At 64.3% G+C, this 17,787-nt stretch carries 11 protein-coding genes; all 11 read left to right on the top strand.

Going from position 1 to position 17,787, the window contains the following annotated elements:
- Positions 1–345: 345 nt before the first annotated feature.
- The 11 genes from IFO71_RS20180 (at position 346) to IFO71_RS20130 (ending at position 17,669) form a co-directional block, all read left to right on the top strand.
- The gene (locus IFO71_RS20180; RefSeq protein WP_269749997.1) at positions 346–786 is read left to right on the top strand and encodes a GNAT family N-acetyltransferase; all 441 of its coding nucleotides are present in this window, start codon (positions 346–348) and stop codon (positions 784–786) included.
- Positions 787–958: 172 nt separating this feature from the next.
- On the top strand, positions 959–2,212 hold the full coding sequence (locus tag IFO71_RS20175) for an efflux RND transporter periplasmic adaptor subunit (protein WP_192031492.1): 1,254 nt from the start codon (positions 959–961) through the stop codon (positions 2,210–2,212).
- A gap of 67 nt (positions 2,213–2,279) precedes the next feature.
- Complete coding sequence (locus tag IFO71_RS20170) at positions 2,280–3,047, top strand: ABC transporter ATP-binding protein (protein WP_192031491.1); 768 nt, start codon at positions 2,280–2,282, stop codon at positions 3,045–3,047.
- Positions 3,044–5,530, top strand: a complete 2,487-nt coding sequence (locus IFO71_RS20165) for an ABC transporter permease (RefSeq protein ID WP_192031490.1) — start codon at positions 3,044–3,046, stop codon at positions 5,528–5,530. Before IFO71_RS20170 ends, IFO71_RS20165 begins: the two co-directional genes overlap by 4 nt.
- A 374-nt stretch (positions 5,531–5,904) precedes the next feature.
- On the top strand, positions 5,905–8,349 hold the full coding sequence (locus tag IFO71_RS20160; RefSeq protein WP_192031489.1) for an ABC transporter permease: 2,445 nt from the start codon (positions 5,905–5,907) through the stop codon (positions 8,347–8,349).
- A 104-nt stretch (positions 8,350–8,453) separates the two neighbouring features.
- Complete coding sequence (locus IFO71_RS20155) at positions 8,454–10,841, top strand: ABC transporter permease (RefSeq protein WP_192031488.1); 2,388 nt, start codon at positions 8,454–8,456, stop codon at positions 10,839–10,841.
- A gap of 9 nt (positions 10,842–10,850) precedes the next feature.
- Entirely contained in the window at positions 10,851–13,355 is a 2,505-nt protein-coding gene (locus tag IFO71_RS20150; RefSeq protein WP_192031487.1) for an ABC transporter permease, read from the top strand.
- 136 nt (positions 13,356–13,491) lie between these two features.
- Positions 13,492–14,163, top strand: coding sequence for an ABC transporter ATP-binding protein (locus tag IFO71_RS20145; protein WP_192031486.1), 672 nt, complete (start codon positions 13,492–13,494; stop codon positions 14,161–14,163).
- A complete protein-coding gene (locus tag IFO71_RS20140) occupies positions 14,135–14,920 on the top strand; it encodes a DUF998 domain-containing protein (protein WP_192031485.1) in 786 nt (261 codons plus the stop codon). The genes IFO71_RS20145 and IFO71_RS20140 overlap by 29 nt, the downstream gene beginning before the upstream one ends.
- Complete coding sequence (locus IFO71_RS20135) at positions 14,917–16,326, top strand: sigma-54-dependent transcriptional regulator (protein WP_192031484.1); 1,410 nt, start codon at positions 14,917–14,919, stop codon at positions 16,324–16,326. Before IFO71_RS20140 ends, IFO71_RS20135 begins: the two co-directional genes overlap by 4 nt.
- Positions 16,326–17,669: a sensor histidine kinase gene (locus IFO71_RS20130; RefSeq protein WP_192031483.1), complete on the top strand. Its 1,344-nt coding sequence runs from the start codon at positions 16,326–16,328 to the stop codon at positions 17,667–17,669. Before IFO71_RS20135 ends, IFO71_RS20130 begins: the two co-directional genes overlap by 1 nt.
- Positions 17,670–17,787 lie beyond the last annotated feature (118 nt).

Raw genomic sequence — 17,787 nt, 5'->3', positions numbered from 1 at the left:
AGCCTGCGCCTTCGCTACGCTCGGTCGGCTGCTGTCGCAGCTACGCGGGACTGCGTCCCGATCTCGCCCAAGTGGGCCCACCACTTGGGCTCGTCGCGCCTTGCACTCGACGCAAAGTCCTCGGTGATCATCCGCGCCCCCTCATGAAATATCCGGGCTAGAAGGAGCCGCTCAATCTGACTGGCGACGAAAATCGACTCACCAAGCGGGTCGCTGTTCCACGCTTGCGCAAGATTCAGGCTTGGGGGTAGGTTTCACCTCGACGGTGGAAGCTCGCTGGCGTTTCCACCCGAGTGAGTCCCGCACAGCCAACCGGCGCGCGGTGGAATTCGATGTGAGGCCGGAATGACCGAGGTCGATCACTACTCCCTGCTTTTCGCCGTGCCCAGCACCGACACCTATCGGCGATTGCGGCAGTCAGCCGGGATGAGCCCGAAATCGGTGGCTGCGGCAGAACGCGGTCTTCCCAACACCTTGTTTGCCGTACAGGTGATGTGCCGCGGCCTCGCTGTCGGCATGGGGCGGGTGATCGGCGATGGCGGCAGTTTCTATCAGGTGGTCGATATCGCTGTCGAACCCGCGCACCAGGGGCGCGGATTGGGCAAGCGCATCATGGCGGCGATCGTGGATTACCTGCAACGTGAAGTGCCGCCTTCTGGCTATGTCAGCCTGATTGCCGATGGTCAGGCCCATCGTCTCTACCAGCAGTTTGGCTTTGTGCCCACCGCGCCGGCCAGCATTGGCATGAGCTTTGACCCCTGTGCCTGGCGCGCGGCGCGTCGTTGACTGCGTTCAACCGCTGCAGGGCCACGCGGCTGACCCGGCGGGCTGCCTGCGCGCGCTGTTCATTTGCGGACAGTGTGCCGTTCGGGGCCGAACGATGGCGCTGCGATCAGCGTCTTAGTTATCAATAAATCATGCACTTAGGGCATGGCACAGGCTTTGCTTAGTCTGCGTCATGGACATCCAACGCTCTGATATCAAACAACGCAAGATCCTCCGCCAGCGCGCGCTCTATGCCCTGGTGGGGGTGGCGGTGCTACTCGCCGGCTACTTCCTGTTTAACCTGGAACCGGCGGCACCGACCGTCGAGCGGGCCAGCCTGTGGATGGATACGGTGAAGCGTGGCGAAATGCTGCGCGAGGTGCGCGGTCCGGGCACCCTGGTGCCGAAGGAGATCCGCTGGATTGCCGCCGAGACCTTGGCTCGGGTGGAACGCATTGTTATTCGGCCCGGTGCCACGGTGCAGGCTGACAGCATCATTCTTGAGCTCAGCAACCCGGAAGTGGTGGATCTCGCCCTGGCCGCCGAGGCCGAGCTGAAGGCAGCCGAGGCCGACTACCAGGCGCGTCAGGCCAGCCTGGCCAGTCAGGCGCTGGATCAACGTGCTCAGCAGGCCAGTGTCGAGGCCGATTACGAGTCGGCGCGCTTGCAGGCGGAAGCGGAGAAGGAGCTGGCTGCCAAGGGCATTATTCCGTCGATCCAGTATCGCCGTAGCCAGCTGGCCAGCGATCAGCTCAAGCTGCGCACCGAAATCGAGGCCGAGCGCAGTCGCGGGCTGAAGCAGTTGGTCGATGCCCAGCTGGCCGCCGATCGGGCCCGCCTGGAGCAATTGCGCAACGCCGCGACACTGCGTCGCCGGCAGGCCGATAACCTGCAGTTGCGTGCCGGTGTGGCCGGTGTGCTGCAGCAGGTGCCGGTGCAGGAAGGGCAACAGGTCACCCCGGGCACCAATCTGGCGCGGGTCGCCAAGCCGGGGGAACTGATGGCTGAGGTGCGCATTCCGGAAACCCAGATCAAGGATGTGGCGATCGGCCAGCCGGTGAAGGTCGATACCCGCAATGGCATCGTTGAAGGTCGGGTCAGCCGGATCGACCCGGCGGTGTTGAATGGCAGCGTGCTGGTCGATGTCGAACTGATCGGCGAGCTGCCGGCCGGGGCGCGACCGGACCTATCGGTCGACGCTAGCATCGAGATCGAGCGCCTACCCGATGTGCTGTACGTTGGCCGCCCCGCCTATGGTCAGGCCGAAGGGTCGGTGCGCTTGTTCCGTCTCGATGCCGAAGGCGATCGCGCCCTGCGCGTGCCGGTGCAGCTCGGTCGCACTTCGGTCAACTTGATTGAAATCCGCAACGGCCTGGCCGAGGGCGACACTGTCGTACTTTCGGATACCTCGGCTTGGGATGAATTTGATCGACTCAGGATTCGCTAACGCTTCAAGCCCCTCCCTCCAGGGGAGAGGGGCTCAAAGAACAGGCTTTACTTAACAGGACATCGCCATGACCCACTCAACCGCCGCCCTGCTTGAAATGAACGATATCGCCAAGGTGTTCTACACCGATGAGGTCGAGACCCACGCACTGGCGGGTGTGCACTTCCATATCCAACGCGGCGAATTCGTTTCGATTACCGGGCCGTCGGGCTGTGGCAAGTCGACCTTGCTGTCGATCCTCGGTCTGCTGGATACGCCCACCGCGGGCGAATACCGGCTGGCTGGGGTACCGGTGCAGGACATCGGTGCCGCCGAACGGGCGCGGATTCGTAACAAGGAGATTGGCTTTATCTTTCAGGCCTTCAACCTGATCGGCGATCTCAGCGTGTACGAGAACGTCGAGCTGCCGCTGACCTATCGTGAGGGCATGAGCAAGGCCGAGCGCAAGGAGCGCACCCTGGCTTCGCTGGAGCGGGTCGGTATGGCGCATCGACTGAAGCACTACCCGGCCCAGCTCAGCGGTGGTCAGCAGCAACGCGTGGCGGTGGCGCGCGCCCTGGTCGGTCAGCCCTCCCTGCTGCTGGCCGACGAACCGACCGGCAACCTCGACTCGAAAAACGGCGAGGCGGTGATGGGTCTGCTCGACGAGCTGCACAAGGCCGGCTCGACCATCTGCATGGTCACCCATGATCCGCGCTATGCCGATTTTGCCCAGCGCAAGGTGTTCATGTTCGATGGCCGGGTGGTGGACGAGGACACCCTGCACCGTCTGCGCCACGAAGAAGACCAGCGGCTCGACGCACAGATACGCATGGCGCGAGCGGCTGCGCCGTGAGCGCCTTAACCCATCCATTCATCGGCTTCGGTAGCGATCTGCGGCACAGCCTGCGCGGCCTGCTGTCGAAACCGTCGTTGATGATGGTTGCGGTGCTGACCCTGGCCTTGGGCATCGGTGCCAATACGGCGATCTTCTCGATCCTGCATGCCCTGCTGCTGCGGCCTCTGCCGTACCCGGATGGTGAACGTCTGGTCGATGTGCATAACACCTATCCGACCAGCAGCCTGCAGTATGCCGGCACTTCGATTCCCGATTATCTCGATCGCAAGGCGCAGGCCACCGCGCTGGCCGATCTCGCCCTCTATACCGGGGCCAGCTACAACCTGGCCGAATCCGGCGCGGCGCCGGAGCGCCTCACTGGTATCCGCGCCACACCTTCGCTGTTCAGCACCCTGGGTGTGCAGGCGCAACTCGGCCGGGTGTTCAATGAGGACGAGGCCAGCATCGGCAAGGAAAAGGTGGTGGTGTTGAGCCATGCCACCTGGCGCAATCGCTTCGATGCCGATCCGAACATTCTCGATAAAACACTGCGTTTCGCCGGCGAGCCGTACCAGGTGATCGGGGTGATGCCGGAGAGTTTTGCCTTTCCTTCGCCGCGCACCCAGCTGTGGACCCCATTCGCCTTCACCGATGATCAACGCAGCGACAATGAGCGCGGCAACGAATACTCGCAGACCATCGGCCGGCTGGCGCCGGGGGCCAGCATCGAGCAGCTGAACGCCGAACTGGATGCAATCGTGGCCCGCAATGCCGAGCGCCTGGCCGGCCTCGGCGACGAGCGGGCCAGCCGCTTCGCCGAATTCCTGCGCGGCGGCAATTTCACCGGTCGCGCCGAGTCGTTCCGTGAATACGAAATCGGCAGTCAGCGGCCGATGCTGCTCCTGCTGCAGGGCGCGGTCGCCCTGGTTCTGCTGATTGCAGTGGCCAATGTGGCCAATCTGCTGCTGGCGCGGATGACCGCGCGGCAGCGCGAACTGTCGGTGCGCAATGCCTTGGGCGCCAGTCGCTGGCGGATTGCCCGGCAACTGACCATCGAGTCGCTGAGCATCGCCCTGATTGGCGGCCTGGCCGGTCTGCTGTTCGCCGCCCTGTTGATCGAATGGCTGCCCAAGCTTGGCATGGGCGAGGCGCAACAGAAGTTCGATATCGCCCTGAACTTGCCGGTGCTCGGCTTTGCCCTGGGCGCCAGCCTGCTGGCCGGCCTGCTGGCGGCGGCAGTGCCGGTGATCTCCCTGCTCGGCGCCGATCTCAGTCGGGTGATCAATGACGCCGGCCGTCGTTCCGGCGGCGGTCGCATGGCCGGTGCCTCGCGCAATCTGCTGGTGGTGGCCCAGGTGTCGATGGCGACCTGTCTGTTAATCGGTGCCGGCCTGCTACTGCGTAGTTTCCTGTTGTTGCAACAGGAATCGCCAGGCTTCAATGCCGAAGGCGTGCAGAGCGCGATGATCGTGCTGCCCGAGCATCGCTACCCGGAGCGTGCCGACCGGGCGCGCATGTTCGAAGAGATTCTGCGCGAGCTGCGTGCTCAGCCCGGCATCGATCAGGCCAGCTATACATCCAACCTGCCGTTCTCCGGCGGGAATTCGCAGGGTACCTACTATATCGACGGCCTGGCAGTGGAAGACCAGTCGGCCGCCCCGCATGCCAATCAGCGGCAGATCGATGAGCAATACTTTGAGCTCATGCAGATTCCGCTGTTGCAAGGGCGCAGCTTTGCCAATACCGATCGTGCGGACAGTGAGCCGGTGGTGGTGGTGGATCAGCTGGTGGTGGATAAGTACTTCCAGGGCCAGTCGCCGATCGGTCAACGCATCAGCCGCAATCGCGAAGGCCCCTGGGCCACCGTGGTCGGCGTGGTGCCGACCATCAAGCACGGCAACCTGCGCGATACGGTGGGCAAGGAAACGGTGTATTGGCCGTATCGACAGGCGGTGCCGGGCAGCGGTGGTCTGTTGCTGCGCGGGCCGGCGGCGCTCGACCCCAGCACCGCCCAGGCGATGCGCGCTGCGGTGCAGCGGGTCGATCCCGAGCAGCCGCTGTTCGATGTACTGCCACTCAGCGACCGCATAGCCAATAGTTTGAGTGGTCAGCGGGCGCCGTTGAACCTGCTCGGCCTGTTCGCTACGGTAGCGATCATTCTGTCCGCCATCGGCATCTATGCCGTGCTGGCCTTCAACGTCGGCCAGCGCACCGGTGAGCTGGGCGTGCGGATGGCGATCGGCGCCGGTCGCGCACAGATTCTTCAGCTGGTGCTGCGCCAGGGCCTGCGCCTAATCGGCATCGGCCTGCTGATCGGCCTGATCGGCGCCGCCGTGCTCGGCCAGTTCGCCAAGTCGCAGCTGTTCGGTGTGACCCCAATCGATCCGCTGACCTTCGTCGGCGTGCCCTTGCTGTTGGCCGCGGTAGCCCTGCTGGCCTGCTGGCTGCCGGCGCGCCGCGCCGCCAGCGTCGATCCGATGGTGGCCTTGCGCTACGAGTGATGACTTAACCATGGACTGCGTTCAACAACCAAGCGAAAACAAGCCCCTCTCCCCTCGTGGGAGAGACCGATGTGCACCGATTTTCGTTGCACCGGTTTGCGCCCCGGAACTCCGTCCCCGATGTTCGGGCAGGGTTGCGGTGGGGTTAGGGAGCCGATCTGTTCCTACCCAGGGCCTCGCGTAGCGAGGTTCCTGGGTAGGGGAGAGACCGATGTGTGGCGGCTCGCCGCACCGGTTGGTGCCCCGGAACGCCCTCCCCAATGTTTGGGGAGGGTCGGGGTGGGGTTAGGGAGCCGATCTTTTCCTGCCCGGGGCCTCGCGTAGTGAGGTTCCTGGGCAGGGAGTAAGGCGTAACACGCTGCTAGGAGCCTGTGATGTCAACCCTCTGGTTCGAATTGAAAATGGCCTGGCGCTCCTTGCAGCGCACGCCCGGCTTCACCTTGAGTGCGGCGCTGATGCTATGCGCCGGGCTGGCGGTGTGCATGTATGTGTTTGGCGCCATTCAGAGCTTCCTGATGCGGCCGTTGCCGCTCAATCAGCCCGAGCGACTGCTGCACATGGAGTACACGCCGCTGGACAACGTGCCAATGTCGGTCGAGATCGGCATTCGCACCTTTATCGATCTGGAGCGCGAGCAGACCCAGCTTAACCAGCTGTCTGGCTATCATGGCGGCACGCTCAACCTGAGCGACGACGATACCCGCCCTGAGCGCTACAACGGTGCCTTCGTGATCGGCGACATGTTTGCCGCCTATGGCGTGCCAGCGATGCTGGGTCGTTATCTGCAGCCCGCCGATCAGGCCAGCGAAGCCGAGCCGACCGTGCTTCTCGGCTACTCGATCTGGCAGCAACGCTATGCCGCCGATCCGGCCATCATTGGCCGGCTGATCCGGGTCAACGGGCGACCGGCGCGGGTGGTCGGGGTGATGCCGAACGGCTTTCGCTTTCCGTTCGACAATCAGGTCTGGGTGCCGATCATCCGCAAGACCCCCGACTATCCGCGTGATCAGGATCCGACCCTGGAAGTGTTCGGGCGCCTGAAAGATGGCGCCACCCAGGCCAGTGTCAGCGAAGAGATGAATGCCTTGATTGGCCGAATCCGCCAGGCGCATCCGGACAGCGTGCCGGCGACTTCGGTCGTGATCAAGCCGTATCAGGAAGAATTCGTCGGCAGCAATACCAAGAAGATTCTGTGGACGATGTTCGCCGCGGTGGTGTTTGTGTTGCTGATTGCCTGTGCCAATGTCGCTAACCTGTTGTTTGCTCGGGCAGCCGGGCGTACTCGCGATATCGCGGTGCGCAGTTCGCTCGGCGCCACCCGTGCTCGGCTGGCCATGGGCATGGTGGCGGAAAGCCTGATCCTGTCCTTCATTGCAGTCATTCCCGCGGTGTTGCTGGCGCACTGGGCGGGCGAGCTGACCATGGAGGCACTGCGCTCGGGCGATGATCCGCCGCCGTTCTGGATGACCGAGTCACATTTCGACTGGCTGTTCGCAGCCTGCGCGGTGGCCCTGGCGGTACTGGCCGGTGTGGTTGCCGGCCTGCTGCCCGGTCTCCGCTTAGCGCGCGGTTCCGCCGCTCAGGTGATTCGCGATGGCAGTGCCTCGCTGACCGCCGGCAGCACCAGCAAGGTTCTGGTGGTCGCCGAGGTGGCGATGTCACTGGCCTTGCTGGTCGCCACCGGGCTGATGGTGCGCGGCATCCTCAACCTGGAGCAGTTCGACATCGGTGCCCGAAGTGAGGGCCTGGTCACCGCGCGCTATGGCCTGTTCGAGACCCAGGCCGCCGATGACGCTGCCCTTCGCCAACACCAGCGGCGAGTACTTGAGGCCATGCAGAAAATGCCAGCGGTGCAGGGCGCGACCCTGACCACGGCCTTGCCGATGGCCAATACCGGCTTTACCAGCTGGTACTCGCCGGAGGGCGAAGTCATCGCCGAGCCGCAGCGCACACCAATGGCCTACGACGTGCGGGTCGATCAGGGCTTTTTCGAACTGTTCCAGATTGGCTTGCAATCGGGTCGGTTATTCGATACCCGTGATCGTGCCGACAGCCTGCCGGTAGCGGTGATCAGTCGGGCACTGGCTGAGCGCCACTGGCCGGGGCAGGACCCTCTTGGCAAGCGCCTCAGGATGGAACGATATGATAGGAATGAAGCGCCCTGGGTGACGGTAATCGGCGTGGTCGGCGAGGTTGCCTATGACGGCGAAGCGATCGCCCAGAGTCGTGATGGCGCACTGCGGCCGGCGGTGTATCGGCCGATGGATCAAGCCCCCTCGCGCTTCGTCAGCATCGCCGTTGCCGGCAGTGGCGATGAACAAGCCGTGGCCGATGCGATGCGCGAAGCCATGCGTCAGGTCGATGCCGATACTCCACTGTACTGGGTACGCAGCCTGCAGAGCTGGATCGATGGTGCTGCCACCGATCACCGCATCGTCGGTACCATCTTCAGCATGTTCGGCGTGTTTTCACTGGCCCTGGCCTCGGCCGGACTGTACGCCGTGCTGGCCTTCGCCGTCGCGCAGCGCACCCGTGAGATTGGCGTGCGCCGTGCGCTCGGCGCCACCGCGCGCGACATCCTGCGCATGGTCGTCGGCCAAGGCGCAGGGCAGGTCGCGCTGGGTCTGCTGCTCGGCCTGCCCCTGGCCCTGGGTTTCGGCTTCGCCCTGCAGGACATTCTGTACAACGTCTCCAGTGCTGACCCGCTGACCTATATCGTGGTGTTCGGTGTGTTCGGTCTGGTTGCGCTGTCCGCCTCGGCCCTGCCCGGCCGCCGTGCACTGCGTGTCGAGCCGAGTGAGGCCTTGCGTTACGGGTGATGGTCAACCCATTCCCTAGTCGAAGCGGCCTGAAGCCTCTCTCCCCTGGCGGAAGGCCTGTTGGGAAGAGGGAGAGAGCCCTATCCGGTCAAAGGATCAACAGCATGAGCAGCTCAACACTACGTTACGCCCTGCGCCGTATCGGCAACGCGCCCAGTTTCAGCCTGAACATCGTCATCATGCTGACCCTGGGGGTGGCATTGAGCGTCTGCATGTTTGCCACCTTGCAGGGCGTGTTTGGCAGCCTGCCGTTTCCGAACTCCGATCAGGTGGTGGTGGTCGAGGTCAGTCATCCGGAACGCGGTGTGGAAGGCGGCAGCCTGACACCGGCCGAGGCGATGCGCCTGTCGCAAGCGGACACCCCGTTCGCCAAATTCGGCTTCTATGCCTGGGGCGGCATGACGGTGTATCAGGACGAGCGGCCGCGCGAGTTCAATATGGTGAATGTCGGGCCGGGTTTCTTTGCCGCGCTTGGCATGCAGCCCTTGCATGGCCGCTGGTTCAGCGAGGACGAATTCGAACAGCCCAGCGCTACGGTGATTCTCTCGCAGAGTGAATGGATGCGGCTGTTCGGCGGCGATCCGACGGCGATCGGCAAGCGCCTGCGAACCTCGGCCGGTGACCTGGAACTGATCGGCGTGATGCCGGAGGCTTTCGCCATTCCTAGCCCCACCGTGGGTGCCTGGCGTGCCATGCCGCGCAATGCCTATCCGACCGATCAACCCTGGGTGTGGAATGCACGCTTCGTCAATGGCTTGGCGCGGCTCGATCCGACGCAGTCGAACGATGTGTTGCAGTCGCGGCTGGATGCCGTCTCCGATGAGCTGGCCGAGCGCTACCAGCTTGGCCAGCCGGCGGCGCGGATCGCGGTGCAGCCGATGTTGGAGCGGATCGTCGGTGGACTCAGGCCGGTGTTATGGAGCGCCTTTGCCCTGGCCGTGCTGGTGCTGCTGATCGCCTGTGCCAATGTCGCCATCCTGGTCGATGCACGGCAGGTGGCGCGACGACATGAGCAGGCGGTGATGCAGGCCCTGGGCGCCAGCCGCGGGCAATTGTATCGCTCCTTGCTGTTGGAGATCTTCCTGCTATCCGCGTTCGCGGTGGCGGCCGGCTGTCTGATTGCCTCTGCCGGCATCGACGGCCTGCGCGAGCTGGCTCGCGACAGCCTGCCGCGGGTCGATGCCATTGCCATCGATGGCTGGGTGCTGCTGTTTGCCGCCGCGCTGGGCCTGCTGGTGCCGATGGCCACCGCCCTGGCCGGGGCGCTGAAGCCACGCGCCGACGCTGCCGACGCCATTCGTGCCGGTGGCCGCGGCATGATCGGTGCCAGTCGACGACGGGCCTGGCTGCCAGCCCTGGGCGCGGCACTGTCCACCACCAGTCTGGTCGCGGCCAGCGCCCTGTTGTTGAGTCTGTGGCAGCTGAAGAATGTCGATCCCGGCCTGCGCCATCAGCAGATCTATGCCTTGCAGCTGTTCCACGGTGGCGCACCGGACAAGCAACGCGACTTCGCACGCCGTTTGCGCGAACGGCTGGCCGAATTGCCCGGCGTGGACCAGGTGGCGGTGACCAGTGCGGCGCCGCTGTCGCAGATCGGCAGTTTCGAGGTCGATGTCAAATTGCCCGAGCGTGACCAGCCGGAAGGTTTTCGACTCGGCCTGCGCCGGGTCAGTCCGAACTACGGCGACCTGCTGGACATCGGTCTCGTGGCTGGGCGTGGCATCGAGGCCGGTGATCGCGACGGCGCCGACAAGGTGGCGGTCATTAACCAGGAGTTGGCGCGCCGGTTATTCGGCGAAGCGGCGGCGCTGAATCGCCTGCTCGAGCTGCCGCTGGGGCAGGGCGAACGGGTTCGCTACCGGGTGGTCGGCGTGGTCGAAGACAGTCTTAACAATGGGCTGCGCTCTGCGGTCGGGCCAGAGCTGTGGGTGCCATTCGAGGACACCCCGAGCGTCGGCGTGACCTTCCTGGTCGCCAGTCGGTTGCCCCTGGCCAATTACGAGAAGCAGTTCAGCGACGCCTTGTTCGAAGTCGACCCACAGGAAGCCAGCACCCGGATGTTTGCGCTTAGCGATGATTTCGAGGCGCAACTGGCCTCGGCGCGCTTCTTTGCTCGTACCGTTGGTGCGTTCGCCCTGGCCGCGCTGTTGCTGGCAGCCTTTGGCGTCTACGCGGTGGCGGCCCTGCGCCAGCAGCAGCGCAGCAGCGAGTTCGGCCTGCGTCTGGCGATCGGCGCCCGGCCGATGAAATTGCTGGTACAGATGCTGCGCGAGAGCCTGCGTTCGGTTGTGCTGGGCATGGCAGTGGGTGTGCTGCTGGCCCTGGGCGTGCTGCGCCTGCTGCAGGGCCAGCTGTTCGGCCTGGAGCAGGCCCGCTTCGAGGTGATGATCTACGGACTGACCAGCTTGATCGTGGCTGCCGTCCTGGCTGCTCTGCTGCCGGCCTGGCGCGCTGCCCACACCGATCCCATGGACGCCCTGCGTCACGAATAGGCAACCCTGATGAACATGCTGTTTGATCTACGCGCCGCGCTGCGCTCGCTGAGCAAGAGTCCGCTGTTTGTGCTGCTGGCCTGCAGTTCACTGGCCCTGGGCATTGGGGTGAACGCGGCGATCTTCTCGCTGTTCGATCAGATCATGCTGCGGCCCTTGCCGGTGGCCCAGCCCGAGCAACTGGTGAACCTGGTCTCGCCTGGGCCGCGCTGGGGCTCGACCTCGAACAACAACGCCGGCTCGCGCGAGAGCATCTTCAGTTATCCGATGTACCGTGATCTGCGCGCCCTGGATGCCGGCTGGCAAGGGCTGGCTGCCCACCGCAGCATCGATGCCAATCTTGCCTTGGGCCAGCTCAGTCGCAGCAGCAACGCCGCCCTGGTGTCGGACAATTACTTCAGCCTGCTGGGGCTACAGCCTGCGCTGGGTCGCTTGATTGGCAGCGGTGACGAGGGCGCTCCGGGTCAGCAGCCGGTGGCGGTGCTGGCGCATGGCTTCTGGCAGAACCAGCTGGGCGGAGATCCTGCGCTGCTGGGCCAGTCGATCAAGGTCAATGGCCGTGACCTGACCATCGTCGGCGTGGCGCCGCCTGGCTTTCGTGGCACCACACTGGGCGATCCGATCGATCTATTTGCGCCGATCAGTCTGGCCGACTGGCTGCAGCCAAATCGCCGCCCGGCCCTGGCCGAGCGCAATAACTACTGGGTCTATCTGTTCGCCCGGCTGGCGCCCGGACAAACGATCGATACCCTGGCCGGCGGCCTGCAGTCGCGCTACCAGACCCTGTTGCGCGAGGTGGAGCTGCCTGTTCAAGATCACTTGAATCAGCAACAGCAGGCTGAATTCGTAGCTAAGAGCTTGCTGCTGCGGGATGGTCGCTTCGGGCAAAGCAGTGTGCGTGACAGCAGCCAGGTCGGGGTCAGCATTCTGTTGGCGGTGGCCAGCCTGGTCTTGCTGGTGGCCTGTCTGAACGTGGCCAACCTGCAATTGGCGCGTGGCACCCAGCGCGCCGGGCAGATCGCGCTGCGGGCGGCGATCGGCGCCGGCCGTTGGCGCCTGCTGCGCGAGCTGTTGGCCGAGTCGATCCTGCTGGCCGTGCTCGGCGCGCTGATCGCCCTACCGGTAGCGCAGGCCTTGTTGAGCTTTCTGGCCGAACTGCTGCCGGCGGGCGCCAATGCAGCGCTCAGTTTTACCCTGGACTATCGACTGATCGGCTTTGCCCTGCTGGTGGCCCTGCTATCGGTGCTGCTGTTTGGCGCCTTGCCGGCCTGGCAGGTGGCCCGCACCGCGCCGATGGACGTGTTGCGCCAGGCGGCGACGCATTCGGCTCATCCGGTGGCGGTGCGCTTTCGCACCGCGCTCGCCGTGCTGCAGATTGGACTGTCGACCGCCAGCCTGATCATGGCTGGCCTGTTCAGCCAGAGTCTTAACAACATCTTCAGCTCAGACTCCGGCATGCAGATCGAGCGGGTGATCAGCTTTTCGCTGGCGCCGCAGCGCAATGGCTACAGTGCCGAACAGTCGCTGCAGCTGTTCGATCAGTTGGAAGCACGGCTGGCGGAATTGCCCGGGGTCGAGTCGGCGACGACCTCCCTGGTGCCCCTGCTCAGTGGCTCGGACTGGGGCACCAATGTGTCGGTGCAGGGCTTTCCCAACGATGACCCCGACCAGAACCATTCGCTGTACAACCAGGTCGGCGCCGACTACTTCCGTACCCTGAGTATTCGAAGGTTGGCCGGACGTGATTTCGAACACGCCGATAGCGCCGATCGACCGAAGGTCGCCATCGTCAACCGTGCTTTTGCTGAGCAGTTTGGGCTGGGCGACCAGGCGGTGGGCAAACGCATGGCCCTGGGCGAGACCCAGGATCTGGATATGGAAATTGTCGGTGTTGTGGAAACCACCAGTTATAACGACGTCACCCAACGCGATCAGCCGCAGTTCTTCCTGCCGCGCCGTCAGGGCAGCGGCAGCAGCGCGCTGAATTTCCTGATCAAGACCCAGGGGCCGGTTGAGCCCCTGCAGCAGGCCATACCCGCCATCATCGCCGAGATCGATCGCAGCCTGCCGCTGCAGCAGGTCAGTACCCTGGAGCAGGACATGCGCGATCACCATTCCCTGCAGGCTCTGGTCGGCACCCTGTCCAGCGGCTTTGCCCTGCTCGCTACGGTACTGGCGGCGCTGGGCGTGTACGGCGTGGTGAACTACTCCTTGCAGCAACGACTGCGCGAGTTCGGCCTGCGTCTGGCCCTGGGCGCACCACCGGCCAGGCTGCGCGCGCAGATCCTTAACCAGGTGTTGCGTCTGTTTGCCGGCGGTGCGGCGATCGGCCTGCTGCTCGGTGTGCTGAGCGGTCGCAGTGCCGAATCCTTGCTGTTCGGGCTGAGCGGCAGCGATCCGTTGACTTTGCTGATCGCGCCCGCCCTGTTGGCGCTGATAGTCATCCTGGCCACCTGGCGCCCGGCCTGGCGCGCTGGCCAGGTCGATCCGATGCAGGCGTTGCGGTATGAGTAGAAGAGCCCCTCTCCCCCTGCGGGAGAGGGGTTGGGGTGAGGGGTGAAATCCTCGCGAAGACCTCCCCCTCTCCCCCGACCCCACTCCCGCCCGGGGAGAGGGGGGGCAGTGACCTCCATAACCAGTGACTTGATCAATGATCACCCTCACCAACATCAACAAGACCCTGCGCACCCCGGCCGGCCCCTGGTCGGTATTGCGCGATATCGAGCTGCAGATCGCCGAAGGCGAGTTCGTCTCGATCATGGGCCCATCGGGCGCCGGCAAGACCAGTCTGCTGAGTCTGCTCGGCCTGCTCGATAGCGAGTTCGAGGGCGATTATGTACTCGCCGGCAAGTCGGTGCGCAGCTTGCGCGATGCTGAGCGCAAGCAGCTGGCCGCCAGTGCGATCGGCTTCGTGTTTCAGCACTACCATCTGATCGATGATCTCAGCGTGGCCGAGAACATCGAGTTGCCACTGGACTATCGTGGCGTACCCAAGGCCGAGCGGCGGGCGCGAGTGAACGAGGTGTTGAGCGAGTTCGAGCTGGCCGAAAAGAGCCGCTGGTATCCGCGCATGCTGTCCGGCGGCCAGCAGCAGCTGGTGGCGGTGGCACGGGCAATCGCGCCGCGACCGAAACTGCTGTTGGCCGATGAGCCGACCGGCGCCCTGCACAGCAGCCAGGGCGAGATGATCATGCAGGTCTTGCAGCGGCTGAATCAGGCCGGTACCACCATCGTCCAGGTGACGCATCATCCGGACTACGCGCAGCGCGCCGGACGTGTCTTGCAGATGCGCGATGGTCGGCTGGTGGCCGCGGGCCGGTAGAATGGTGGCGGCGCAAGCGCGGGCCCACTCCGTCGAACGGTCGGATGCAAAAGCTTCAAGCCGCCAGATCGATCACACACACAGCAGGTGCGAAGCAAGAATGGGATTTGCGAGGAAGAATGGTGTCTACATCACCCGCTGGCTGGCCATCGCCACGATTGTCTTTGGTAGTCTGTTTTACCTCGTCGGCGCCGCGCTAAAACCAGACTACTCGCACCTCAGTCACTTCATCAGTGAACTCAATGCCAGCGGTACACCCTGGGCCAGGTCGCTGGGCCTGTTCGGATTCGTGCCGCTTGGACTATTGTTCAGCGGCTTCCTGATCGCTGCATCTCCGTTGGTTCAGGTTGGCGGTGCCAGTCGTGTTGGGTTCTGGCTGCTCTGGTCGCAGCCCGTCGCCTTCATCGGGGTGGCGCTTGCTCCTTGTGATCCAGGCTGCCCGCTAGGCGGTTCGCTGACCCAGGTCGCGCATGACATCCTCGGCGTGCTGACCTACTTTGCCGGCGCAGCGGCGATGGTCTTGCTATCGTTTTCACCGGTCCTTTCGCCGCATTGGCGCAGCACGCTGATGGCGTCCGGCATCGCCTGGATGCTGCTCTTTGTGCTGATGCTGCAGCCTGAGCTGGCTCAGGTTAGAGGCCTGCTGCAACGCATAGCCGATGGACTTCTCGCTATGGTCGTGGCGCTGGTAGCGTGGCGGCTGGTAGGGCAGCCTGCATTATCTCGCGGCGCGCTTCATCTCAGGAGCCAGCCATGAGTGCTCAAGCACGCATCTTGATTGTCGATGACCAGGCCGATGTGCTGGCCGCCCTGCGTCTGTTGTTGAAGGCCGAGGGCATGGCCTGCGCGACCTGCGATTCGCCGCGGGCGGCGCTGGAGGCGGTGGGCAAGCAGGCCTACAACTGCGCCCTGATCGATCTCAACTACACCCGTGATACCACCTCGGGCGAAGAAGGGCTGGCGCTGTTGCGTGAACTGCGCGAAGCCGATCCGGAGCTGTCGGTGGTGGTGATGACCGCCTGGGGCAGTATTGATCTGGCTGTGCGGGCAATGCGCGAGGGTGCCGCCGACTTCATCGAGAAGCCGTGGGAGAATCATCGCCTGCTCAGCGTACTCGCCGCCCAGGTGCAGCTCAGCGAAAGCCGTCGCAAGACCGCCAAACTATCAGCTGAGAATGCCCTGCTGCGCGGTGAAGACAGCGACTTCATTGCCGAATCCAAGGCCATGCAGCCAGTGCTGGAGATGCTCAAGCGGGTCGCACCCACCGATGCCAATGTGCTGATCCTGGGCGAGAACGGCACCGGCAAGGGCGTGCTGGCACGCGCCGTACACGCGATGAGTCGGCGTGCCGAGGCGCCGCTGATCAAGGTCAATATGGGGGGCTTGAGTGAGCACGTGTTCGAGTCGGAAATGTTTGGTCATGTGCGCGGTGCCTTTACCGATGCCAAGAGCGATCGCCTCGGCCGCTTCGAGCTGGCCGATGGTGGCTCGCTGTTTCTCGATGAGATCGCCAATATCCCGGCCAGCCAGCAGCCGAAATTGCTGCGCGTGCTGGAAGAGGGTGAGTTCGAGCGGGTCGGTTCCTCGCGCACGCTGAAAGTCGATGTTAGGCTGATCTCGGCGACCAATGCTGATCTACGCGAAGAGGTCAACGCTGGCCGCTTCCGCAAGGATCTGTTGTTCCGCCTGAATACGGTGGAGATCAAACTGCCGCCGCTGCGCGAACGCGGCGAAGATATCCTGCCGATGGCCGAGGCCTTTCTGCAGCGCAGTGCGGCGCGCTACCACAAGGATGGCATGCGCTTTTCCGAGGCGGCGCGTCAGGCCCTGCAGCGCTACAGCTGGCCGGGCAATGTGCGCGAACTGGCCCATGTGATCGAACGCGCGGTATTGATGGCGCCGGCGCAGCAGATCGATGGCCTGGACTTCGGACTCGAGCTCGGTCAATCGCAAGCGAGCAAGACAGCGAACGGCGCTCCCGAGGTCGATCTGGCCGCGATCCAGGGCGAGGGTGAAGCGCCAACCCTGGAGCAGGCCGAGCGCGAACTGATTCGCCAGGCACTGGATCGCTGCGAGGGCAATATCCAGAAGGCTGCTGATGTGCTGGGGTTGTCGCGTGGCGCCCTGTACCGCCGGCTGGAAAAGTATGGGCTGGAAACCTGATGGTCGGAGACTGGCGCTCACGGCCGCAGGGCGCCAGCTTCGAGCGCCGTCTGCGGCTTGGCATCGTTGCCGTGTTGCTGCCGGCGCTGATGGTGATCGGCCTGCTGCTGTATCAGTTGCGTCCGCTGTCCACCTTGAACGGCTTCCTGCTCGGCTTTGCCGCGCTGGCTACCCTGATTCTGGCGGCGCGCCTGTTTCAGCGCGTGGTCTATCCACTGTACACCCTGTCCAACCTGCTCGAAGCCCTGCGCGAGGGTGACTATTCACTGCGCGGCTCGCGCGCCCACCGCGGCGATGCGATCGGTGATGTGATCTGGGAGGTCAACACCTTATCTCACACTTTGCGCGAACAGCGGCTGCGGGTGGAAGAGGCCACCGCCCTGCTTGGCAAGGTGATCGAAGCGATCGATATCGCCCTGTTCAGTTTTGATGATCGCGATCAGCTGCGTCTGATCAACCCAGCCGGCGAGCGCCTGTTGGGCATGCGCGACGAGCTGGCGCTGGGGCAGACTGCACAGGCCTTGCAGCTTGAGTTTGCCCTGGATGCGCGACAGCACGGCACCATTGCGCGCGCTTTTCCCGGCGGTAGCGGTCGCTTTGATGTGCGCACCTTCGGCTTTCGCGAAGGCGGTCGGCCGCATCGCCTGATTGCGGTCAGCGACCTGTCGACCGCCCTGCGCGAGGAAGAGCGACTGGCCTGGCAACGACTGATCCGGGTGTTAGGACATGAGCTGAACAATTCGCTGGCGCCGGTGAAGTCGCTGGCCGAGACCTTGCACCGATTAGTACGGATCGAGCCGCCACCGGAAGACTGGCGCGAGGATGTCGAAGCCGGCCTGAAAGTGATTGCCGATCGCGCCGCCTCGCTGAGCCGCTTCATGCAGGCCTATTCCACCCTGGCCAAGCTGCCGCCACCCAATCGGCGCCCACTGGTCCTGCTGCCCCTGCTGCAGGGGGTGGTGCGCTTGGAAACCCGGGTGCCGATTGCGATCCAATGCCCGGCCGAACTTGCCGTGCTGGCCGACCCCGATCAACTGGAGCAGGCCCTGATCAATCTGCTGCGCAACGCCGCCGAGGCCTGCCAGGAAACCGGCGGAGAGGTGGAACTGATTGTCGAGTCGGACGCTGACTGGGTGAAACTTCAGGTGGTGGATGAAGGCCCCGGCATCGCCGCGGCCGACAACCTGTTCGTGCCCTTCTTCACCACCAAGCCGGGCGGCTCCGGCATTGGTCTCGCCCTGGCCCGACAGATCGCCGAATCGCATGGTGGCCGCCTTAGCCTGGAGAATCGCCGTGATGCGCAGGGCTGTGTGGCCTGCTTGAGCTTGCCCGTGCAGGGCTAGGAGCCTGGGCGGCAGAAACCTGTCTCGATAATATCGCGGCATGCCGACGACCTATCGCCCGTATCACCCAGACCAGAGTTTTCTTCTTCCGCCGTCTCCCGCTGAGTGGTTGCCCGAG

This window comes from Pseudomarimonas arenosa (assembly GCF_014841215.1).
Classification (GTDB): domain Bacteria; phylum Pseudomonadota; class Gammaproteobacteria; order Xanthomonadales; family Xanthomonadaceae; genus Pseudomarimonas; species Pseudomarimonas arenosa.
Note: the sequence above shows the minus strand (reverse complement) of the source record. Positions and strands in the feature narration are given on the sequence as shown.